The organism is Nocardia sp. CDC160, assembly GCF_035818795.1.
In the GTDB taxonomy this organism is placed as follows: domain Bacteria; phylum Actinomycetota; class Actinomycetes; order Mycobacteriales; family Mycobacteriaceae; genus Nocardia.
The window spans coordinates 175104-196642 of record NZ_JAYKYT010000003.1 but is presented as its reverse complement, the minus strand read 5'-3'; the positions used below and the strand labels follow the sequence as shown (position 1 = coordinate 196642).

Sequence of the window (21539 nt, the reverse complement as noted above, 5' to 3'; positions counted from 1 at the left end):
CGTGCAGGTTGGTGTGTTGGGGCCCGTCCGGGTCCACGCGGACGACGGGACGCCGGTGGAGATACCGGGGTTTCGGGTGCGCATGCTCTTGGCGCGGCTGGCCTTGGAGTCGGGGCGGGATGTGCCGGTGTCGGCGCTCATCGACGGGCTGTGGGGTGAGCAGCCGCCGGAGGATGCGGCGGGTGCGTTGCAGGCGGCGGTGTCGCGGCTGCGCAAGGCGTTGCGCGGGGTGGGGACGGTCGAATTCGGGACCGGTGGGTATCGGCTGCCGGGGATCACCGTGGACGCGGATCGGTTCGAGGAATTGGTGCGGCAGGGGCGCGGTGAGCTGAACGCCGGGCGCGCGGAGGCGGCCGCGCGGATGCTCGGTGAGGCGCTGGGATTGTGGCAAGGTCCCGCGTTGGGTGATGTGTTGGACGCGCCCTTCGCGCAAGCCACCGCGACCCGATTGGACGACCTGCGTTCGTCGGCGCTCGAGGACCGGTTCGAAGCCGAGCTCCAGTTGGGTCGGCATGCCGACGTCCTCACCGATCTCGAGAGCGCTGCTGCCGACCATCCTTTGAGTGAGCGCCTGGCGGCATTGCGCATGCGCGCGCTGGCCGCCGCCGGACGGCAATCGGACGCGCTGGCCGTGTACGAGGAGATGCGGGCGCGACTCGACGAGGAACTGGGCATCGACCCCTCGGCAATCCTGCGCGACACCCACCTGGCCCTGCTGCGCGGCGAGCTCGAAAATCCGACTCCGCGTGCGGAACCCGCATCCCGGACGCTGCCGGTCCGGCTCACCGGATTCGTCGGCCGTGCGGAGGAACTGACGGAACTGGCCGGGCTGCTGGCCGATTCGCGGCTGGTCACCATTGTCGGCCCCGGCGGCGCGGGCAAGACCCGGCTGGCCCTCGAAACCATGGATCGCCACACCGGCGGCCCGGTGTTCTTCGTGCCGCTCGCCGAACTGGGCGCACCGGATCAGCTCGCCGACGCCGTGGCGGGAGCGCTCGACAGCGAGACCGCCGACCGCCCCGACAAGACCGCCAGGCTGATCGAACTGCTGGATGTCGGCCCGGCCGTGCTGGTTCTCGACAACTGCGAGCACGTGATCGCCGCGGCGGCCGCGCTCGCCGAGCACCTGCTGGACCGACTGCCGCACCTGCGCGTGCTCGCCACCAGCCGAGAGCCTCTGGCCATCACCGGTGAGGTGCTCTGCCACCTCGGGCCCATGGACCTTCCGCCGGAGACGACGGATCCGGCTGTGGCGCAACGATCGTCGGCGGTGCGCCTGTTTCTCGACCGCGCCGCCGCCATCCGCCCGAACTTCGTGCTGGACGACACCACCGTCACCCCGGTGGTGGAGATCTGCCGCCAACTCGACGGCCTGCCACTGGCTTTGGAGCTCGCGGCCGCCAAGCTTCGGGCCATGAGCGTGGACCAGGTGGCCCGTCGACTCGACGATCGATTCCGCCTGCTCACCTCGGGCAGCCGCACCGCGCGACCTCGCCAGCGCACCCTGCTCGCCCTGGTCGAATGGAGCTGGGATCTCCTCGAGGAGCCCGAAAAGGTCTTGGCTCGAAGGTTTTCCGCCTTCGCGGGTGGCGCGACGGTCGAAGCACTCGAGGCCGTCTGCGCCGACGACGACCTCCCCGCCGGCGACATCCACTACATCCTCGATGCCCTTGTCGAAAAGTGCCTAATCACGGTCACTCCCGACGATCCGCCGCGCTACCGCATGTTGGAAACGATCCGTGCCTATGCCGCCGATCGGCTCACCCGCTCCGGCGAGGATCTCACCGCGCGCTTCACCGAGTACTTCCTCACCCTCGCCGAACACCACGAACCCCGCCTGCGCACCGGCGAACAACTCGACGCGATAGCCCTTTTCGACGCCGAGCACGCCAATATGGCGGCAGCCTTACGCGCCGCGCTCGGGGAGTCGTCGGCCCCCACCGTCTCGGTCGCCGCCCGACTTGTCCGAGCAATGTTCTGGTACTGGGGAATTCGCGGCATGAGCGCCCAGTTCGAGACGGCGCTGACCGCGATCCTGCGATTCGAAGCCGAGTTGAGCGCACAGGCGCGCACGGCATTCCGTGTGATCGCGCTCATGGCCGGGGTGCCACCGGCCGGGCGCTCGCTCTCGGCGCTGATCGAGGACTGTGTGCGCGCGGGTGGGCTGGACTTCCATCCGGCCATGCCGCTGTGGGCCGCGCTGATGGCGGCCCGGGCCGACGACGAGCCGCTCGCCGAACGCCAGCTCGAGCAGGCGATAGCCTGGCCGGATCCCTGGGTGCGGGCCAGCGCGTACCTGGCCCGCGATATCGCCCTGACCGGGCAGGGGCGGTTGCCCGCCGGGGCCGACGCCCGACGCGAGGCCCTGCGCGGCTTCGAAACCGTCGGTGACCGTTGGGGTCTGGGCATGACCCTGCTCGCCATCGGCCGCGCGCACTCGCTGCGCGGCGAGCACGATCGGGCGCTCACCGCCTACGGCCGCGCCGTCGCGCTCGCCTCCGAACTCGGTACCGAGGACGACATGTACGCCGCGCGTACCGCCCTGGCCGAGGAGCGGATGCGGGCGGGGGATCCGGCCGAGGCCGAGCGGGATATCGAGGCGGCCCAACGCCTGGCCGCCGACCAGGGCCTCGCGCGGCTGGCGGCCGTCATTCTGCTGTCGGCCGCCGAATTGCACCGCCGCCGTGGCGATATCGCCCGCGCCGACCGGGAGCTCGACAACCTCGTCACCCGCATGCGCCGCCTGCCCTACCCGGAAGCGATGGCCGCCGACCACATAGCGGTCGCCCGCCTGCGCAACCGCCTCACCGAGGCGAACCCGGTGGCCGCCCGCGCCCTGCTCCCCGAGGTGATCGAAGGCGCTCTCCGCCACGGCGACTCCGCCTCCGTCGCCCAGGCCGTAGCCCACTGCGCCGAATTCCTGGCAAAACTCCGCTTTCTTGAGAACGACCCCGCCGGTGCCGCCACCGCCCTCGGCCTGAGCGAGGTCCTCCGCGGCGTCTTCGACCACGGCGAGCCCGAACTAGCCACTCTCACAACCGAACTCATCGAACAACTGGGCACAACCGAGTACAGCCTCGCCTACCGCCGCGGCAGCGAGATACCCCGCACCGAAGCGCTGGACCTTCTCGCGCGGGAGGCCGCCCGCTAACCCGGTCTTACCGCTTTTGGCCGGAATCCACTGTGCTGAGGTGGATTCCGGCCGGTGGAGCGAGTCAGGAGACTCGGGTGAAGACGCGGCCCGCCAGGTCCAGGGCGGTGATCTCGCCGTGGTTGTCGCGGGTGAGGAAACCGCGCTGGCCCTGGAAGGAGCCCGCGGTGACGATGTATTCGTCGTTGGGCAGCAGGCCGATGGGGAAGGCCGGGTGGTCCTGCGGGATCGCACCTTCCGGTGCGGCGGCGCGGATCTCGGGTTTGACCTTGCAGTCCAGCAGCAGCTGGCCGTCCTCGACGAGGAAGGTCGCCGTCATGGCGTCGATCTCATACTCGCCCAACAGTTCCCGGACGCGCTCCGCGTCGAAGGGCAGCGGCTCGGGATCCTTGTCGATCACGCCGAGGTAGTGCTCGAGCGCCCAGCGGACGATGGCCTGGTTGGCCGGGATGCCCTCGGGGCTGGCATTGGACAGGACCGCGATGGCGAAGCCGCGCTCCGGCACCAACTGGAGGTCCGCGAACTGGCCGAAGCCCGAGCCGCCGTGGCCGACCAGGTGGACACCGTCGACCTCGCGCAGCATCCAGCACAGGCCGAAGGCGTCGGCAAGCGTGCTGGCGCGCAGGGTGACGGTCGGCTGTTGCATCCGCCGGAGCAGTTCGGTCGGCAGCACGGTCTCGCCGGATGCGGTGCGGCCGTCACCCAGGTGGAATCGGCCCCAGCGCAACAGGTCCGACACCGTGGTGCCGAGTCCGCCGCCCGGATTGTTGGCGCGCGTGCCCTTCCAGGTCCGCGCCACCGCCAGCGTCCCGTCCTCCTGGCGTTCGTGCCCGACCGAGAAGCGGCGAGTCATGATGTCGTCGCGGAAGTAGAAGCTCTCCGCGAGTCCGACCGGCGCGAAAACCGTGTCGGCGACGACCTTTTCGAACGGCTCACCGGTCACATTCTCGATGACGCGACCCAGCAGATTGAAACCCGCCTGACTGTAGGACGCCCGCTCGCCCGGGGCGGCGATCAGCGGCAGCTCCGACAGGGTCGCGACGAACGCGGCCAGGCCGTCGTCGCCCTCGCCGGTGTTGTTGATGATGTTCCATTCCAAACCGGCGGTGTGATTGAGCAGGTGCCGCACGGTAATGGTGGCGGCGTGCTGCTCGTCGAGCAGCTTCAGCTCCGGCACGTAGGTGCGAACCGGGGCGTCCAGGTCGACCTTGCCCGCGGCGACCAGTCGCATGAGCGCGGTGGCGGTGAAGGTCTTGCTGGTCGAGCCGACGGCGAAGACCGTGTGCTCGGTGACCGGAACCGGGTTCTCGATGCTGGTCACGCCATAGTTGGCGATGATCTCGCGGCCGTCGATCCAGATGCCCACGGCAATGCCGGGCAGGTCGTGTTCGGTGGCGACCTCTGCGATGAAGTCGGCGAGGGCGGTGTCGTGGTTCGGGGTGTCGTTCATGTCCATGACGATGCCGACCAGCGCTGACAGCTCACCGACAGTGCGCCGACGGCCACCGACTGTGCGCCGACAGGACCTACAGCGGCGGTGAGTCAGCTCACGCCGCCTCTCAGCACGAGCTCAGCTTCGGGCCAGCAATTGCTCAGAGCGCGACGGCAGGGTGGTGAGCTGAGTCTTACCAAGTGGAAACAACCTGCTGAAGGAGATACGGCGTGCGTTCGACGAAGATCTTGGGCGGCGCCGTTATGGCGTTGACCGCTACCGTCCTGCTACCGATGGCCGCGGGCACCGCCTCGGCAGAGACGGGCTCTTCGCTGAACTACGCGGGCACCTCGGCCGATGGCTCCAAGATCGCCTCCAGCACGGCGAAGGACGCGCGCACCATCAAGCTGCAGGTCTACTCCGCGGCCATGGACAAGAACATCGAGGTCGATGTGCAGCGCGCCGCCGACACCTCCCAGCCCACCCCGGTGCTGTACCTGCTCAATGGCGCGGGCGGCGGCACCGACTCCGCGACCTGGCAGAAGCAGACCGATGTGCTGAACTTCCTGGCCGACAAGAACGTCAATGTGGTGCAGCCGATCGGCGGCGGCTTCAGCTACTACACCGATTGGCGCGCACCGGATCCCGCGCTGGGTGTGAACAAGTGGAAGACCTTCCTCACCGAGGAACTGCCGCCGCTCATCGACAAGGCGCTGAACACCAACGGGCGCAATGCCATCGCGGGCCTGTCCATGGCGGGCACCTCGGTGCTGCAGCTGCCCATCGCCGCGCCGGGCCTGTATCAGTCTGTCGCCGCCTACAGCGGGTGCGCGCAGATCAGCGATCCCATCGGCTACAACTTCGTCAATACCGTGGTCGCCGCGGGCGGTGGTGACAGCAAGAACATGTACGGACCCCAGGGCGATCCGATGTGGGCCGCCAACGATCCCTACGTCCACGCCGACCTGCTGCGCGGGCTGAATCTGTTCATCTCCAGCGGTTCCGGCCTGCCGGGCCAGTGGGACACCCTCGACGGCCCGCACACCCTGCCCGGCACCGGCGGCTGGATCAATCAGATGACCGTCGGCGGCGGCCTCGAGGCAGCCACCAACTACTGCACCCACAACCTCAAGACCAAGCTCGACGGCCTGGGCATCCCGGCCACTTACGACTTCACCCCCACCGGCACCCACTCGTGGGGGTACTGGCAGGACGCGCTGAAGGCGTCCTGGCCGGTGCTGGCCACCGGACTGGGCCTGCCCGCCTGATCCGGTAACGACGAAACCGGCACGCCTCCAGGGGAAGCGAGCCGGTTTCGTTCGTCGTGCGGTCAGGCCGTGAGCTCGAAGTTTGGATATCCGTTGTCGCGCTCCTCGTCGCAGTAGCGGCGGTAGTTGCCGAAACCGCCGATGTAGGGCATGAATACGCGCTTCTTGCCCTCGATGTTCGCGCCCATGTACCAGGAGTTCGCCTTCACGAACAGCGTGCCCTCGGCGACCTCGAGCAGATGGTCGGTCCACTTGATCGCGGCGTCCTCGCGGGCCTGCGCGGTGCGAATTCCCTTGGCGCGGCAGTGCTGTACCAGCGCGAGCACCCAGTCCAGCTGCTGCTCGGAGTGCAGCACCATGTTCGCCATCACCGACGGCGTGCCAACGCTGTTGATGCTGAACATGTTCGGGAATCCGGGGATGCCGAAGCCGAGGTAGGTGATCGGCCCGTCGGCCCAGGTGTCACGCAACCGTGCCCCGTGCGCGCCCTGGAGATCGATGCGCAGCAGCGCGCCGGTCATGGCGTCGAAACCCGTGGCGTAGACCAGTGTGTCGAGTTCGATGAACCGCTCCGCGGTGCGAATGCCGGTCGGCGTGACCGCCTCGATCGGCTTCCGGCGCAGATTCACCAGCGACACGTTCTTCCGGTTGAACATCTCGTAGTACCCGGAATCGGTGCAGATGCGCTTGGTGCCGATGGGGTGGTCGTAGGGGATCAGATCGTCGGCCACCGACTGGTCGTCGATCTTGGCGCGAATCTTGGCCACCGCGAACTCGCGCACCAGCTCATTGGCGGCCAGATCGCTGTTCTGGTCCGGGAACACCTTGTTGAACAGCACGCCGCCACCGTTCCAGCGCTCCTCCATGGCCCGCTCGCGCTCCTGCGGCGACAACTCGAGGGCCTTGGTGGTGAGCGAGGCGTGCGGCGTGGCGGCCCCGGCGTAGTAGGACTTCTCGCGCCGCTCCCGATAGGTGGCGCGAATCCGCGCCTGCTCTTCCTCGGTCCACGGCCGATTCGGCACCGGCACACTGAAATTGGCGGACCGCTGGAAGACGGTCAGCGACCGGGCCGCCCGCGCGATGATCGGCGAGACCTGAATGCCCGAGGACCCGGTGCCGATCACCCCGACCCGCTTTCCCTCGAAGGCGTAGCCCTCCTCCGGCCACTGGGCGGTGAAAAGCTCGTCACCGGCGAAGGTTTCGATGCCCGGCAGCGTCGGCTTGATCGGGGCGGACAGGCATCCGGTCGCGAAAACCACGAACTGCGCACGGAATTCGTCCCCCGTCTCGGTGCGCAGCGTCCACAGTGCCGCCGCGTCGTCGAAGTGCGCCGCGACCACGCGCTGCCCGAATCGATAGTGCCGCTTGAGATCGAAGCGCTCGGCCACATGGTTGATGTAGGCCAGGATCTCCGGCTGCGCGGCGAAACGCTCGGTCCAGGTCCAGCTCTGCTGCAACTCCTCGTCGAACGAGTAGGAGTAGTCGACGCTCTCCACATCGCAGCGCGCGCCCGGATAGCGATTCCAGAACCAGGTGCCGCCGACGTCGGCCCCGGCTTCGAGGCCGAGCACGGTCAGTCCGGCCCGTGCCGCCCGATGAACGCCGTAGAGTCCGGCGAATCCGGCGCCGATGATGATCACATCGAAGGGGCTGCCCTGCTCGGGATGCATGCGTGACCTCTCAACATTCGTCCAGCGATATTTCGAATAGGCATATCGTCGAGGCGAATGCGGGCAGTCGGCGACCATCGGTCCCACTGACCAGGAGGAGGAAGCGCGCGGCTATTCGTGCGCGGGTTCGCCGGTCACGATGTGATCGGCGTGGTTCAGACCCTCGCGGACCAGGCGGGCCAGGTGACCGTCCCGAATCCGATAGATGATGCGGCGACCGTCGCGCCGGGTGTCGACCAGACCGGTGAAGCGCAGCTTGGCCAAATGCTGGCTGACCGCCGTGCGGGACGCGCCGCAGGCCGCGGTCAGCGCGGTGACATCGGCCTCGCCGTCGGCCAGGATCCAGAGGATGTGCAGCCGGGTCGGATCCGAGAGCATGCGGAAGGTGGCGGTGGCCGCGTCGAGGCGGGCCTGATCCGGATCGGCGGGATGGGTGAGGCTGGGCGTGGCGGGTAGCCGTTTCGCCTTGCTCACTTCGCCTCACCTTCCTGCCGCTGTCACCGCCTCGATGCCCACCGGGGCGGATGCGGGCCACGCGCGGGCCGCCATCGTAGCTGCCAGTGTAGCCAGCCCGGCCAGCGTGATCGCCGTGGTCGGCAAACCCGCCAGCGCGCCCAGTTTGCCCGCGATCGGGTAGGTGATCAGGAAGCAGGCGTGCGACAGCGAGAACTGGGCGGTGAAAACGGCTGTGCGGGTGGCTGGTTCGGACTGCGCGCGCAGCAGACGCGCCGACGGGGTATTGATCAGGGAGGTGCCCGCACCGAGCAGAACCCAGGTCAGCCCGAGCACGACCGCACCGGTGGGGCGGGGGAGCAGGGGCGGCAGGGCCGCGGCGAGCAGGCCGAGGGGCAGCAGCACGCAGCCGGTCAGCATGACGCGGCGGTCCGCGATCGCGCGCAGCAGCCGCGGTGTCGACAGCGCCACCGCCATCGAGCCGAATCCGAAGCAGCCCAGCGCGAGCGCGACCCCGGCATTGGAGCCGCCCAGCCGATCGCGCACGTACACAACGGTATTCACGATCACCAGCGCGGTGGCCGCGGCCACCACCAGGTTCATGGCCAGCAGTCCGCGCAGGACCGGGCGGCCCATCATCAGGCGCGCGCCCTCGGTAATGCGTTCCAGCAGTGGGGCGGAACGCTCGGGCGGAGCGAGACGCGGCAGCCGAGTGGTGACCACCAGCAGTGCCGAGGCCACGAAACCGGCCGCGGTGCCGACGAACAGCGCGTGGTAGCTGATCACCGTCAGCAGCGCGGCCGCCAGCACCGGGCTCAGCAGTGACTCCAGGTCGTAGGCCAGGCGCGACAGGGACAGGCCGCGGGTGTAGTCCTCCTCGTCGACCAGCACCGACGGGATCAGCGACTGGAACGCCGGGGTGAAGGTGGCCGAGGCCGACTGCAGCACCGCGATCAAGACATAGATCTGCCAGGTGTGCGTGACGAACGGCAGCGCCAGCGCGATCGCCGCGCGCACCGCGTCGGCCGAGACGAGCACCAGCCTGCGCGGCAGGCGTCCGGTGAACGCCGAAATCACCGGTGCCACAGCGACATACGCCACCATTTTGATGGCGAGTGCGGTGCCGAGCACGGCTCCCGCCTGACCGCCCGCGATCTCGTAGGCGAGCAGGCCGAGCGCGACGGTCAGCAGTCCGGTGCCGATCAGGGCGACGATCTGGGCGGTGTAGAGCTTGCGGAAGGACGGGTGGCGGAGCACGGCGAGCACACCGCCACTATAGGCCAATAGGTGCGCAGCTGTGCACATGAAGGCGCATATATCCCGACTTGCCCGAATCTGCCGACGGTCATTGGGCGATTCGTCGCTATCCTCGGTCCCATGGGGAGGAAACTCGCGGCCGGTGTGCTGGCCGCCGCGACGCTGGCGGCGGGCGGATGCGCCCGGCACGCGGCCACCGCGCCCATGGCGGGCAATCTCGGCGGGCCGCCCACCGAGCATGCGCCGACCGGCACCACACCGGTCACCCCCGTGTCCACGCTGCCGCCGTGCGGCGATATCGCCTCCGCCGCAACGCCTCCCGACTGCTATCTGCAATCCCGGGACCCGGCGGGCCTGACCTTCGAGGTGCGGCACAGCGGAAGCGGGCAGCGTGCCTCGGTGTCCATCACGGTGCTCGACCCCACCGGCGCGCAGGTGCAGACCCTGACCGAGCAGGGTGTCGGCACCACCGCGCCGCGACTGCGCGACCTGGACAACGACGGCCGCGACGAGCTGATCATCCCGATCATGGTGGCCAGCGCCAATACTCGCTACGTCATCTACCGCGCCACCGGTGACAGCACGCGTTTCCAGCGCGCGGGCGAACTGGCGGGCATCGGCATCGACACCTCCGCGGCGGGCTACACCGTCGTCACCGCCCGCGACAGCTACGAGCTGTGGAAGGTCGAATTCTGGGTCTTCGACGCGGACAAACTCCAGCCGCTCGTCACCGCCCAGGTCCAATTCCTCGACGACGGCACCGGACACATCGGCGGCAGCCAGTGCACGGTCACCGACACCGGCGGACTCTCGCGCACCGGGCTCAGCCTGGAACAGGCCACCGCGCAATTCTGTGCCGAACCGACCGTGCTGCGCGTCCGGCGCTGAGGTACGACTCAAGGCAGCGGCGGAATCCGGGAATCCTCAGGGGAGTTCCCGATACCGGCCGATCACCGCGGGCGGGAGCATGAAGACAGATCAGCTCACCGGCTTCGCATACCGCCGGTGCAGCCACTCGGCATAGTCGTACGACACGGCCTCGCCAGCGGAGTCGAGGCACAGCGCAGCGTCGCGCACCCGTCGCGCGATCCGGCCGACCGGCGGCACCGGCAGGGGGATCAAGGTCTGGCCGAGCGTGCGACGACGCACATCGGCCAGCTCACCGAGGGTCTGCACGACCGGCCCGCCGATATCGCGGATGCGGCCCGACGGCCCGGCCTCGACGGCGTCGGCCAGGCGGGTCGCCACCGCGTTCACATCGACGGGCTGGAAGCGCAGACTCCCGCGCGGTGCCAGGCGGAATTTCGCGCTCGCGCCCAGGATTTCATCGATGAGCTCGTGAAACTGGGTGGCGCGCAACAGGGTCCACGGTGTCGGCCCCTGCGTGACCACCCGTTCCTGCGCGACCTTGGTGCGGTAGTAGCTGAACGGCACCTGCTCGCAGCCGACGATCGAGATCTCCACGTGGTGGCCCACATCGGCGCGCTGCTCGGCGGCCAGCAGGGTGTGCACGCCCTCGACCATCACCCGCGCGCTGCGCAAGCCGCGGTGACTCGCGGCATCGACCACCGTGTGCACGCCCGCCAGCGCCGCGTCCAACCCGGACCCGGTCACCAGATCCACCGCATGGTGCTCGCTCCCCGCGACCGGATTCGTGGGTGCCGACCGGCTCAGGACGCGCACGCTGTGCCCGCGCGCCACGAGATCCCGCACCACGGGCACCCCTAGCGTCCCGGTACCCCCTACCACCGCCACCTGCATGTCGAATCCCCTTCCACGACGAGCCTGCCTTGGACGCTAGAACCACAGCGACTGCCCCTCAACATGATTCACGGCATGGCGTCGGATTCCTCACATTCGGTGGATACCCGCGCGTCGATGGGGTCAGAGATGCGCGCCCTTGGTGCGGTTGCAGGCGCGGCAGAGGATCTGCAGATTGGCCGGACTGGTCGCGCCGCCGATGCTGATCGGGATGATGTGGTCGAATTCGAGGTAGTGGCGCTCACCGCATTCGACGCATTTGCCGCCATCGCGCTGCCAGACGATGGCCTTCACATCCGGTGGGATGGTGCGGGTGTCGCGACGGCCGGGGGTGAGGGCGAGGCGTTTGGCGATCCGCAGCGCGCCCTCCATCGCGGCGGCCACATAGTCCGGATCGGCGACCTCGAGCAGCGCGCCGCCGCGGGCCGAGGTGGCCGAGACCTCCACCAGCCCGTCCACCGATGTCACCGAAACGACACGGGCCCAGGGCATTTCGGTGCCCGCGCCGGACCCGGTGAAGCGGAGCTTGCGGTTGCTGACGATCAGGCGGCCCTCGGTGCGTTTGGGTCCACGGGCCAGCTGCCGGATATGGGCGGCGGGGAGGTTGAGGTGCACGCGTTCGTCGGGGTCCAGGTGCAGGCCGGTGGTGGGGGCCAGCGGGAGTTCGCCGGAGCGCAGGCGGGTGAGCAGGCGGCCGCGGTGCAGGCGGCGACGCAGATCCTCGGTGAGCGGGCCGGTCAGGGACAGTTCCTCGACCGTGTCCTCGAAGTCCTCGATATCGGTCTGCTCGACCACGCCGTCGGCGCAGGCGAAGGCCACCAGGCGTTCCAGCTGCTCGTGCGCCACCGGCCGCAGCAGGTCGAGGGCGGCCGCGCGATCGATGCGTTGATAGCGCAGGGCGGCCCACAGGGTATCCCACTCCTCGTGCGGGGTGGCCCGCCGCAAGATGCGTTCGGCGCGGGGCCGCCAGGCGGCGAGGTATTCGGCTGTCTCGGCGGCACATTCACGGCAGAGATGCGCGGCGGTGAAGAGCCGACGGCGACGGACCGCGCCGCAGCGTGGGCAGTGCCGGGAATCTTGTACGGGCACAGGGCGTGTCGCGGCCGTCCACGCGGTGGCATCCCACCAGCGCAGTCGGGCCGGATCGCGCGGGTCCGGATGCCAGTCCGCCCGTTCCGGATTCGGCGGCGGTGCGGTGCGGCGTGGCTGCTCGAACTCCCGCGCGGGATCCATCCGCACCCCGAACTCCCGAACCAGTCCGGCCAGGCTGACGCCGCCCTCGGCCGCGGCCCGGAACTCCCAGCCGTCGGTCTCGGTGCGCGTGAACTCTCCCACCACCATGGCGGGCACCGATTCCGCTGTGGCCACCTCGTATTCGGCCACCGGTCGATCATGATCGAAGACGGTGACCCGCAGCCCCTTCACCTCGGCGAAACCGCCCGCCACCGACCCGATGACGACGATCCCGGCCACCTCGGCCTCGGTGCGCGGCAGGGATACCGACAGCCGCGCGGTCCCCGGCTCGGGCTCGCGGTCGACCGTCACCGCCTGCGACACGTGTCGGGGCGCGTCGAAGTGGACGAAGTCCCGGTCGGACCGCGCCCGCCCGTTCTCCGCCACCAGCACCGCCTGTGCCCGTACCTCGCGCCCCGAGTGCCACGAAAGCACCACCGTCAGAAGCGATGTCGGAACCGCCGTATGCCCGCCCTTGGTCAGTTTCATCGTGCCCGAATGATGCCACGCACCACCGACACAAGATCGTGGCCGACCCTGCATCGGAATCTGAAAAACGTCCTGCACAGTAGAGGCATGAGCAACCCCAAGGGTTCCGGCCGCCACAACCCCGAGCCGCGGCCCAAACCCGCCACCCCGCGCCCCAAACCCGCCACACCGCGAGTCCCCACCGCGGGCGATATCCTCGCCGCTGCCCAGGCCGCCGCCCAAGCCGCCCAGAACGCCGCCGGTCAGGCCTTCGACTCCGCCCAGGTCACCGCGTCCACCGCCTTCGACACCGCGGTCCGCCTCCCACCCGCCTCCATCCAGCTGGCGGCCCAGCTTCCCGATCTCATCGAAAACCTCACCGTCGCCGTCGAACGCCTCAACTCCACCATCGACCGCCTCGACCGCACCCTGGCCCTGGCCGAACCGGCCTTCGTCGCCTACGACAAGCTGCTCACCCGCCTCGAATCCCTCACCGCCCTCGGTGAAGAGGTCTTCGCGCGCCTGGACAAACTCCCCGGCGTCTCGCTGCTGGGCCGCCTCGCCGGTACCCGCGAGAAATCCGATGAGAAGCGATGAGTTTCGAGCGCCCGGGAGGTCTACCCGAGCATGAGGAAACTGATCTACGGGTTCACCGTGTCCCTGGACGGTTACATCAATGACCGCGTCGGCAATATCGACTGGACCGGACCCGACGAGGAACTGCACCAGTTCCACAATGACCGATACCGCGAGTTGGAACTCTCCCTGCACGGCCGTCGCCTGTACGAGCTGATGGCCGACTTCTGGCCGCACGTGCCCGCGGACGCGCCCGGCTTCGTGCGGGAGTTCGGCGGGCTCTGGACCGAAAAGCCGAAGGTCGTCTTCTCTCGCACGCTCACCGAAGTCCAGTGGAACAGCACACTTGTCAGCGAGAACGCCGTCGAGGAGGTCCGCAGACTCAAGGCCGAGGGTGACGGCGTGATGGAGGTCGGCGGCGCGAATCTCGCGGCGTCACTGCTACCGCACGGGCTCATCGACGAATATCAGGTGTACGTCGCGCCCGTGATCCTCGGCGGCGGCACGCCGATGTTTCCGTCCCTGCCCGAGCGCATCCCACTCCGCTTGGTCGAGACGCAGCACTTCAGGACCGTGGAGCTGCTGCGCTACCTCGTCGACTGAGGTCGTCGACTCCGAAATCGGATATGGCCTGCGGCGGAATGCCCAGGCCGGGAAGCGCGCGCAAGGGAGCGGCGGCCTTCCAGAGCATTTCGCGGTATTCCTCGACGGGATCGGAGTCGAGGACGATCGCGCCGCCCGCGCCCACCCGCCAGCGACCGTGATGGCGCACCGCGGTGCGGATGACGATATTGAGGTCGGCGGTGCCGCCCAGGCCGAGGAAGCCGATGGTGCCGGAATAGATTCCGCGGGCCTCGGTTTCGAGGGTGTCGATGATTTCGAGGGTGCGGAGTTTGGGTGCACCGGTCATGGAGCCACCGGGGAAGCACGCGCGCAGACAGTCGATGGGGGTGAGGGTGGGGCGCAGGGTGCCTCGGATGGTGGAGACCAACTGGTGGAGGGTGGTGTAGGTCTCCACCGCCATCAGGTGCGGGACGTGAACGGAACCGATCTCGCAGACGCGGCCCAGATCATTGCGGAGCAGGTCGACGATCATGAGGTTCTCGGCGCGGGTCTTGGGGCTGCTGGCCAGGTCGGCGGCGAGGCGAGCGTCCTCGGCGGGGGTGCGGCCGCGTGGCGCGGTGCCCTTGATCGGCTTGGTTTCGACTGTGCGAGAACGATTCACCTTCAGGAAGCGCTCGGGGGAGGAGCACGCCACCTCGAGGTCGGCGAAACGCAGGAACGCGGCGTAGGGGGCCGGATTCGAGCGGCGCAGCGTGCGATACACGGTGAGGCCGTCGGCATCGCCCGGCGGAGAAGCGCTGTCGGTAATGCAGATTTCGTAGGACTCACCCGCGAGCAACTGCTCTTGGCAGGCGTCGACATCGGCGAGATAGCGCTCGCGGCCGCGCGTCAGCAGGGGAGCCACCGCGTTTTCCTCCACGTGCAGCTCCACCGGTGGCGGATTCTCCCATGTCGGAAGGGTATTCACGAGGGCGCGGGAGGTAGCGAGCCAATCCCGCGCGGCGGCAGGCGATTCCGGCTCGCACAGCGCCAGCAAGTGGGTGCGACCCGCCTCGTGGTCGACGACAATGAGGCGGTCGGCGAAGATCCACTGCGCGTCGGGGGTGGGCGCGCGATGCACCGCCCGCGCGCCGCAGTCGGCCTTCATCTCGTAGCCGAGGTAGCCGACATAGCCGCCGACGAAATCGAAAGGCACATCCGGGAAGTCGATCTCACGGCGGCGTAGCTCACTGGATAGGTACTCGAGCACTCCACCCGCAACGGTGCGGTGGCCGGTCGCGAAATCGATCTCGACCCGGCCGCTCCCGACCCGATAGCGCACCACCTCGGCCAGGGGGCCGGAGGCGTCACCGAGGAAGGAGAATCGATCCAGGCCGGGCTCCACGTGCTCGCTGTCGAGCCAGAAGGCGTGCGGGGAGGTGGAATACAGGGCATCGAAGATGGCCTCGGTGTCGACGGCCCGCTCGATCACCACCTGCTCGACCCGATAGCGAACGGATTCGGCGACTACGTGAGCAGCCGCGTCCGCGATCGGCTCATGCTCGGCCGAGGCTCGCACGGACTTCCGCGAAATGCCGTGCCGCCGCTGCCATTCGGCGGTCAGCTCGGCGAAATTGCGCAGCAGCACCTCGCCGTACTCGCTGGAAATCGACTCCGGATGGAACTGCACACCCCACTGCGGCCGAGTCCGGTGGCGGACACCCATGATCACGCCGTCCGGCGCGGTCGCGGTCACCTCCAACTCCTCCGGCAGCGGTCGCGCCGCGCGCAGCGAGTGGTAGCGGACCGCCGAGAAGTCCTGCGGCACAGCGGCGAACAGCTCGCGCCCGTCGTGCGTGATGCGATCCGGATACCCGTGCCGGGCCCGCGGCGCGGCGACCACCGACCCACCCGCGGCGAGCACGATGCCCTGATGCCCCAGGCATACGCCCAGCAATGGCAGCTCCGCCCGCGCGATCAACTCCGCCGAGATGCCGAAATCGCGAGCGACGTCCGGCCGCCCCGGCCCCGGAGAGATGACGATGTTGTCGAACCCCTCGAGATCCAGCTCCGCGATCGACCCCACCTCGTCGTTGCGCACGACAACGGGCTCGACCCCGTTCACCTCACTGATCAGCTGATACAGGTTGTAGGTGAACGAGTCGTAGTTGTCGATCAACAGGGTGCGCATTTGAGCACGAACACTACGCCTGTGCTTGCCGAACACCGCGCTCCGACCTGCGTGAACGAGGCCACCGCCACTACTGCGGGCGGACGCCTTCAGTTCCGCCCGTGGTCTACGGCACAATGGGCGGCATGTCTGTAGCGCAGCCGGTCGAGGTGGATCGTGAGGTCGTCGATTTCGCGATCGTCGGTCAATGGATGGAAGAGCAGGGCCTGCCCGGCGGGCCGTTCGAGGAGGTGACCCCGCTCGGCGGCGGCACCCAGAACATCATGCTGCGTTTCCGTCGCGGCGGCCGCGAGTACGTGCTGCGGCGCGGACCCAAGCATCTGCGCAAGGCCAGCAACACCGTCATCAATCGCGAATCGCGGATCCTCGGCGCGCTCGGCGACACCGAGATCCGCGCGCCCAAGGTGATCGCGGCCTGCACCGACGAAACCGTGCTCGGCGGTGCGTCGTTCTATCTGATGGAACCGATCCACGGCTTCAATCCGCAGACCGAACTGCCCGCACTGCACGCCGGTGACCCGGAAATGCGTCGGCAGATGGGGCTTTCGGCCGTCGAGGCCATCGCCCGCCTCGGCTCCCTCGATCACGAGGCGCTCGGCTTGGGCGATTACGGCAAGCCGGAGGGGTTCCTGGAGCGCCAGGTCCCGCGCTGGCTCACCGAGCTCGAGTCCTACGGCGTCAACGAGGGCTATCCCGGACCGGAGATCCCCGGCGTCGAGCAGGTCGGCGACTGGCTCGACCGCAATCGGCCGGTGCAGCCGAAACCCGGCATCCTGCACGGCGACTGCCATCTCGCCAACATGATGTTCTCCTTCGACGGCCCCGAGGTGGTGGCCATGGTCGACTGGGAGATGTCCACCATCGGCGACCCGCTGCTGGATCTGGGCTGGCAGCTCGCCACCCGCCCGGAACCCGGCACCTCGGGTTCGGGACTGTTCGGATTGCTCGGGCAGGCGGGTGGCCTGCCCACGCCCGAGGAGATGATCGCCCACTACGGGAAGTTCTCCGACCGCGACCTGAGCCACGTCACCTGGTACACCGTGCTGGCCTGTTTCAAGCTCGGCATCGTGCTGGAGGGCACGCACGCCCGGGCCTTCGCGGGCAAGGCGCCCAAGCAGACCGGCGACTTCCTGCACGCCATCACCCTCGAACTGTTCGAGAAGGCGCACCGGCTCATGCAGTAATCGGCACCGGCTCATGGAGTGAACGGCGAACTTGTCGCCATCTTGGCGGCAAGTGGCGGAATATTTGTGGACGGCAATCTAGCGCCAACCGTAAGTTGTCAGCCATGCCGATCGTTCCTGACGTCAAAGACTGGACCTGGGTGCTCGAACGCGCCTGCGCCGAATGCGGATTCGACCCCGACACCACCGCCTTCGAGGCTGTGCCGGGGTTGACCCGCGACAGCGCCGCTCGCCTGGCCGTCGCCCTGGAACGCCCGGACGCCGCCGTGCGCCCCGACGACTCGACCTGGTCGACCGTGGAGTACGCGGCCCACGTCCGCGACGTGTGCCGCATCTTCACCCACCGCCTCGATATCGCCCGCACCGGCACGGCCCGGCCGGGCCCGGTCATCGCGGCCTACGACACCACGGTCACGGTGGGGGACAACGGCATTCCCATGTTCTCCAACTGGGACCAGGACGCCACCGCCCTCGCCGAGAACTACGCGGCCGCCGAAACCGCCACCGTGGCAGCCGAACTCGCGAGCGCCGCCGAAACCGTGGCCCGCGCCTTCGAGGCCGTGCCGGTCGCCGAACGCGATCGGGCGGCACTGCGCAGCAACGGTTCGGCGTTCACCATCGACTCCATGGCCCGCTACTTCATCCACGACCTGGTGCACCACGCGCACGATGTCGAGCGCTGAGCCCGCCCGCGCGGCGCGTCAGCCGCAGCGCAGCAGCGCCTCGCGGAGATTGCGGGAGCGGACATCGTCGAGCACCGCCATGCCCAGGCGGTTCATCACATAGCCGAAGCCGAGACCCGTTGCCGGATCGGCGAATCCGAACGAGCCGCCGTAGCCGGTGGTGCCGTAGGCGCGCTTGTCGGTCCCGAACCGGAAGCTGCCGCGGGACTTGCGGAAGCCCAGGTGGTAGCGACTCGGCGTGAGCAGCACCAGATCCTCGGCGGGGACATCGTCGGCGGTGTCCGCGAGAGCCAGGCGGTCCAAAACCGCCGCGTCGATGGGCAGTTCGCCGGTCTGCTTGGCGGCCGAGCCGTACACCCGCGCCAGCGCCCGCGCGGTGCCGACGCCACCGGCGGCCGGACTCTCCACGGAAAGGAATTCGCGCCGCGTCGCGCGGGCGGGGGCCCCGACCTGGGGGCTGTTCAACGCGCGGAAGGACAGTCCGCGCTTGCTGTAGAGCTGAATCCCGATGCGCACCGGCAGATCTCGCTCGTAGCGCAGGATGTCGAGGCCCGCGGTGGCCGACAGCGTCGCCACCCGGTCGAGTGAGATCTCCTCCGGCAGACCGATATAGAACTCCGCGCCCAACGGTGTCGCGATGTCCTCGGCGAAGATCCGCCCCAGCGTCCGGTGACGCGGATCCACCCGCCGCAGCAACTCGCCCTGATACAGCCCCGCCGTGATCGGGTGGTACCCGTGCCGAGTTCCCGGCCGCCACAACGGTTTCTGCTCCGCCAGCACCACCGCCATGCGATCCAGATCCGCCATGTCCGTGAGCCGGAACGGCCGATCCAGCGCCGCCAGCCCGGCCTGATGGTCCAGCAGTTGCCGCACGGTGATCGATTCCTTGCCGTGTGCGGCGAACTCCGGCCAGTGCATCGCCACCGGATCCTCGTAGTCCAGCCACCCGCGCGAGACCGCCGAGGCCACCGCGAACGCGGCCATGCCCTTGGTCGACGACCACACCGGGGCCATGGTGTCGCGCTCCCACGCCACCCGCCGCGCGCGGTCGCGGTGCCCGGCCCACAGATCCACCACCGGACGATCTCCGTCGAACACGGCCACGGCCGCACCGATCTCGCCGTGCCGGAGGAAATTGCGACGGAACGCGTCGGCGACCGGACCGAAACCCGAATCCACCTCGCCGTGGATCGTGACCTGCTCACTCATGATGGGTCCGATCGTAACCGGGCGTACCGACCGTGCGGGAGGCCCGCGACGCCGGTGCATAGCTGTGAGCAGTGCGAATACCGATGGACACGACACCCTGATGTCCGGAATGCGGTTCTGACCAGGTAGCGTGGCCGTACATGCCCGGAATCCAGCGGATTACTTCGACATTGCTGCGAACCAAACCCGTGGAGCAGCTCGCCTCCGACGGCGAACACACCGCCCTGCGGCGCAGCATGGGTCTCATCCCGCTGATCGCGCTCTCCGTCGGCGCGACCCTGGGCACCGGCATCTTCGTCGTCCTCGGCGAGGCCGCGCCGCTGGCCGGACCGGCCGTGGTCGTCTCCTTCGTCATCGCCGCGCTGGCCGCGCTCTTCTCCGCGCTGTCGTACGCCGAACTCGCCAGCGCCGTGCCGGTGTCGGGGTCGGCCTACTCGTATACCTATGCGACGCTGGGCGAAATCATCGCCTGGGTGTGCGGCTGGTGCCTGCTGCTCGAATACGGCGTCTCCGTCGCGGCGGTCGCCGTCGGGTGGGGCGCGTACCTCAACGAGTTCCTCGGCTCGACCATCGGCTGGCGCATTCCCGATGTGCTGGCCCAGCCGCCCGGCGAGGGCGGGGTGTTCAATCTGCCCGCGGCCATCGTGGTGCTGCTCGCGACCGCGGTGCTGCTGGGCGGCATTCGTGAGAGCGCGCGCGTCACCACCGTCACCACCATGATCAAGATCGCGGTGCTGGTGTTCTTCGTGTGCGTGGCCGTCACCGCCTTCGGCTCCTCGAATCTGCACCCCTTCGCGCCCTACGGTGTCTCCGGCGTCGGCGCGGCCGCGTCCATGGTGTTCTTCTCCTTCATCGGCTTCGACGCCGCCTCCACCGCGGGTGAGGAGGCCAAGAACCCGCAGCGAGATCTGCCGCGCGCCATCATCATTTCGCTCGGCATCGTGACGCTGGTGTACGTGGCGGTGGCGCTGACCGCGGTCGGCGCGGTCGGCATCGACGGTGTGAGCAGCTCGGGCGCGTCGCTGGCCACCGTGCTGCAACAGGTGACCGGGCGGGACTGGCCCGCCACCATTCTCGCGGGCGGCGCGGTCATCGCCATCGCCTCGGTCGTATTGACCGTGCTGTACGGGCAGACCCGCATCCTGGTCGCCATGTCACGCGACGGGCTCATGCCCAGCGTGCTCTCGCGGGTCGGCAAGCAGCGGGTGCCGACGGTCAACACGCTCATTGTCGGCGGTGTGGTGGCTGTGCTCTCGGCGCTGGTCCCGCTCGGAGAATTGGTGAACGCCACCAATATCGGCACGCTGGTGTCCTTCGCGCTGGTGAACATCGGCGTGCTGGTGCTGCGCCGCACCAAGCCGGAGCTGCCGCGCTCGTTCCGGACCCTGGTGCCGCTGGTGCCGGTGGTCGGCGTCGCCATGTGCGTGTGGCTGCTCATTCACCTGCCGGGCGTGACCTGGCTGGCCTTCACGATCTGGTCGGCCGTCGGGCTGGTCGTGTACTTCGGCTACGGTCGCCGCCGCTCGGCGCTGAACCGGGCCGCGAAGGCGGATTCGGTTGCCCTAGGCTCATAACGTGCGAGCTCTCGATCAGATGCGACAGTGGCCGGTGCGGAACGCGGCGGCGGGCGTCGTCGTCCGCGGCAAGGGCGTGGTGGACACCGAGGGCGATACCGCGCGGGTCTTCCCCCTCGCCTCGGTGACCAAACCCCTTGTGGCATACGGCGTTCTGGTCGCCGTCGAGGAGGGCGCGATCGAGCTCGACCAGCCCGCCGGGCCGCCCGGAGCCACGGTCCGGCACCTGCTCGCCCACACCTCCGGGCTGGCCTTCGACACCACCGACGTGCTGGCCAAGCCCGGCGCCAAGCGCATCTACTCCAGCGCCGGCTTCGAGGTGCTCGCGGATTTCGTTGCGGCACAGACGGGTATCCCGTTCGACCAGTACCTGCACGAGGCGGTTTTCGAGCCGCTGGGCATGAATTCCTCGGCGCTGGTGGGTTCCGCCGGGCATGCCGCTCGCTCCTGCGTCGCAGATCTGCTGCGTTTCGCCGAGGAATTGCTGGAACCGTCCGTCGTGAGTGCGGAATTGGTTTCCGAAGCAAGCACAGTGCAATTCCCGGATCGCAATGGTGTGCTTCCCGGATACGGCTCGCAGCGCCCCAACGACTGGGGCCTGGGATTCGAAATCCGCGATCACAAGAAACCGCACTGGACCGGCGGCGCGAACTCGCCGCGGACTTTCGGGCACTTCGGGCAGTCCGGCACCTTCCTCTGGGTGGATCCGGACGTCGGCATGGCGTGTCTCGCGCTCGCGGACGAAAATTTCGGGGACTGGGCCCGGGCCGCGTGGCCGCCCCTCAGTGACGCCGTAATCGCGGAGTTTGCGTAATAGTCGACACGGGCATTAAGTAACACACGCAACACCGGGCACTCCAGTAAACTCGGGCAACGCCGAGCTCAC

Annotated in this window: 17 protein-coding genes; 9 read left to right on the top strand and 8 right to left on the bottom strand. The window is 68.7% G+C overall.

Annotation, left to right across the window (positions count from 1 at the left end):
- The first annotated feature begins 1 nt into the window (after position 1).
- Positions 2–3151: a BTAD domain-containing putative transcriptional regulator gene (locus tag VMT40_RS15480; RefSeq protein WP_326358834.1), complete on the top strand. Its 3150-nt coding sequence runs from the start codon at positions 2–4 to the stop codon at positions 3149–3151.
- Between the two features lie 64 nt (positions 3152–3215).
- Here the strand turns inward: VMT40_RS15480 and VMT40_RS15475 are convergent, their stop codons facing one another.
- Positions 3216–4601, bottom strand: coding sequence for a serine hydrolase domain-containing protein (locus VMT40_RS15475; RefSeq protein ID WP_326358832.1), 1386 nt, complete (start codon positions 4599–4601; stop codon positions 3216–3218).
- Positions 4602–4846: 245 nt separating this feature from the next.
- Between VMT40_RS15475 and VMT40_RS15470 the strand changes: the two genes are divergently transcribed.
- Positions 4847–5851: an alpha/beta hydrolase gene (locus VMT40_RS15470; protein WP_442790021.1), complete on the top strand. Its 1005-nt coding sequence runs from the start codon at positions 4847–4849 to the stop codon at positions 5849–5851.
- 62 nt (positions 5852–5913) lie between these two features.
- Here the strand turns inward: VMT40_RS15470 and VMT40_RS15465 are convergent, their stop codons facing one another.
- From VMT40_RS15465 to VMT40_RS15455, 3 genes are all read right to left on the bottom strand, one after another.
- Positions 5914–7521, bottom strand: coding sequence for a flavin-containing monooxygenase (locus VMT40_RS15465; RefSeq protein WP_326358830.1), 1608 nt, complete (start codon positions 7519–7521; stop codon positions 5914–5916).
- Positions 7522–7632: 111 nt separating this feature from the next.
- On the bottom strand, positions 7633–7995 hold the full coding sequence (locus VMT40_RS15460) for an ArsR/SmtB family transcription factor (protein ID WP_326358829.1): 363 nt from the start codon (positions 7993–7995) through the stop codon (positions 7633–7635).
- Positions 7996–8001: 6 nt separating this feature from the next.
- Positions 8002–9240, bottom strand: coding sequence for an MFS transporter (locus tag VMT40_RS15455; RefSeq protein WP_326358828.1), 1239 nt, complete (start codon positions 9238–9240; stop codon positions 8002–8004).
- Positions 9241–9351: 111 nt separating this feature from the next.
- Here VMT40_RS15455 and VMT40_RS15450 point away from each other — a divergent pair, with 111 nt between their 5' ends.
- The gene (locus VMT40_RS15450) at positions 9352–10119 is read left to right on the top strand and encodes a hypothetical protein (protein ID WP_326358826.1); all 768 of its coding nucleotides are present in this window, start codon (positions 9352–9354) and stop codon (positions 10117–10119) included.
- Positions 10120–10209: 90 nt separating this feature from the next.
- On the opposite strand, the gene VMT40_RS15445 is transcribed toward VMT40_RS15450, so the two are convergent.
- Positions 10210–10992, bottom strand: a complete 783-nt coding sequence (locus VMT40_RS15445) for an SDR family oxidoreductase (protein ID WP_326358825.1) — start codon at positions 10990–10992, stop codon at positions 10210–10212.
- A gap of 123 nt (positions 10993–11115) precedes the next feature.
- A complete protein-coding gene (locus VMT40_RS15440; protein ID WP_326358824.1) occupies positions 11116–12714 on the bottom strand; it encodes a TerD family protein in 1599 nt (532 codons plus the stop codon).
- An 87-nt stretch (positions 12715–12801) separates the two neighbouring features.
- Between VMT40_RS15440 and VMT40_RS15435 the strand changes: the two genes are divergently transcribed.
- Entirely contained in the window at positions 12802–13290 is a 489-nt protein-coding gene (locus tag VMT40_RS15435; protein WP_326358823.1) for a hypothetical protein, read from the top strand.
- A gap of 30 nt (positions 13291–13320) precedes the next feature.
- The gene (locus VMT40_RS15430) at positions 13321–13872 is read left to right on the top strand and encodes a dihydrofolate reductase family protein (RefSeq protein ID WP_326358822.1); all 552 of its coding nucleotides are present in this window, start codon (positions 13321–13323) and stop codon (positions 13870–13872) included.
- Here VMT40_RS15430 and pabB read toward each other — a convergent pair.
- A complete protein-coding gene (gene pabB, locus VMT40_RS15425) occupies positions 13835–16003 on the bottom strand; it encodes an aminodeoxychorismate synthase (RefSeq protein WP_326358820.1) in 2169 nt (722 codons plus the stop codon). The genes VMT40_RS15430 and pabB overlap by 38 nt on opposite strands.
- A 116-nt stretch (positions 16004–16119) precedes the next feature.
- On the opposite strand from pabB, the gene VMT40_RS15420 reads away from it, so the two are divergent.
- Together VMT40_RS15420 and VMT40_RS15415 are read left to right on the top strand one after the other, a co-directional pair.
- On the top strand, positions 16120–17187 hold the full coding sequence (locus VMT40_RS15420; RefSeq protein ID WP_326360198.1) for a phosphotransferase family protein: 1068 nt from the start codon (positions 16120–16122) through the stop codon (positions 17185–17187).
- A 104-nt stretch (positions 17188–17291) separates the two neighbouring features.
- Positions 17292–17870 carry a DinB family protein gene (locus tag VMT40_RS15415; protein WP_326358819.1) on the top strand — a complete coding sequence of 193 codons (579 nt, stop codon included), beginning with the start codon at positions 17292–17294 and terminating at the stop codon, positions 17868–17870.
- 18 nt (positions 17871–17888) lie between these two features.
- Here VMT40_RS15415 and VMT40_RS15410 read toward each other — a convergent pair whose 3' ends face one another.
- Positions 17889–19079, bottom strand: a complete 1191-nt coding sequence (locus VMT40_RS15410) for a serine hydrolase domain-containing protein (RefSeq protein ID WP_326358818.1) — start codon at positions 19077–19079, stop codon at positions 17889–17891.
- 140 nt (positions 19080–19219) lie between these two features.
- On the opposite strand from VMT40_RS15410, the gene VMT40_RS15405 reads away from it, so the two are divergent.
- Together VMT40_RS15405 and VMT40_RS15400 are read left to right on the top strand one after the other, a co-directional pair.
- A complete protein-coding gene (locus VMT40_RS15405) occupies positions 19220–20653 on the top strand; it encodes an amino acid permease (protein WP_326358816.1) in 1434 nt (477 codons plus the stop codon).
- 1 nt (position 20654) lies between these two features.
- Positions 20655–21467, top strand: coding sequence for a serine hydrolase domain-containing protein (locus VMT40_RS15400; RefSeq protein ID WP_326358815.1), 813 nt, complete (start codon positions 20655–20657; stop codon positions 21465–21467).
- Positions 21468–21539: the final 72 nt, after the last annotated feature.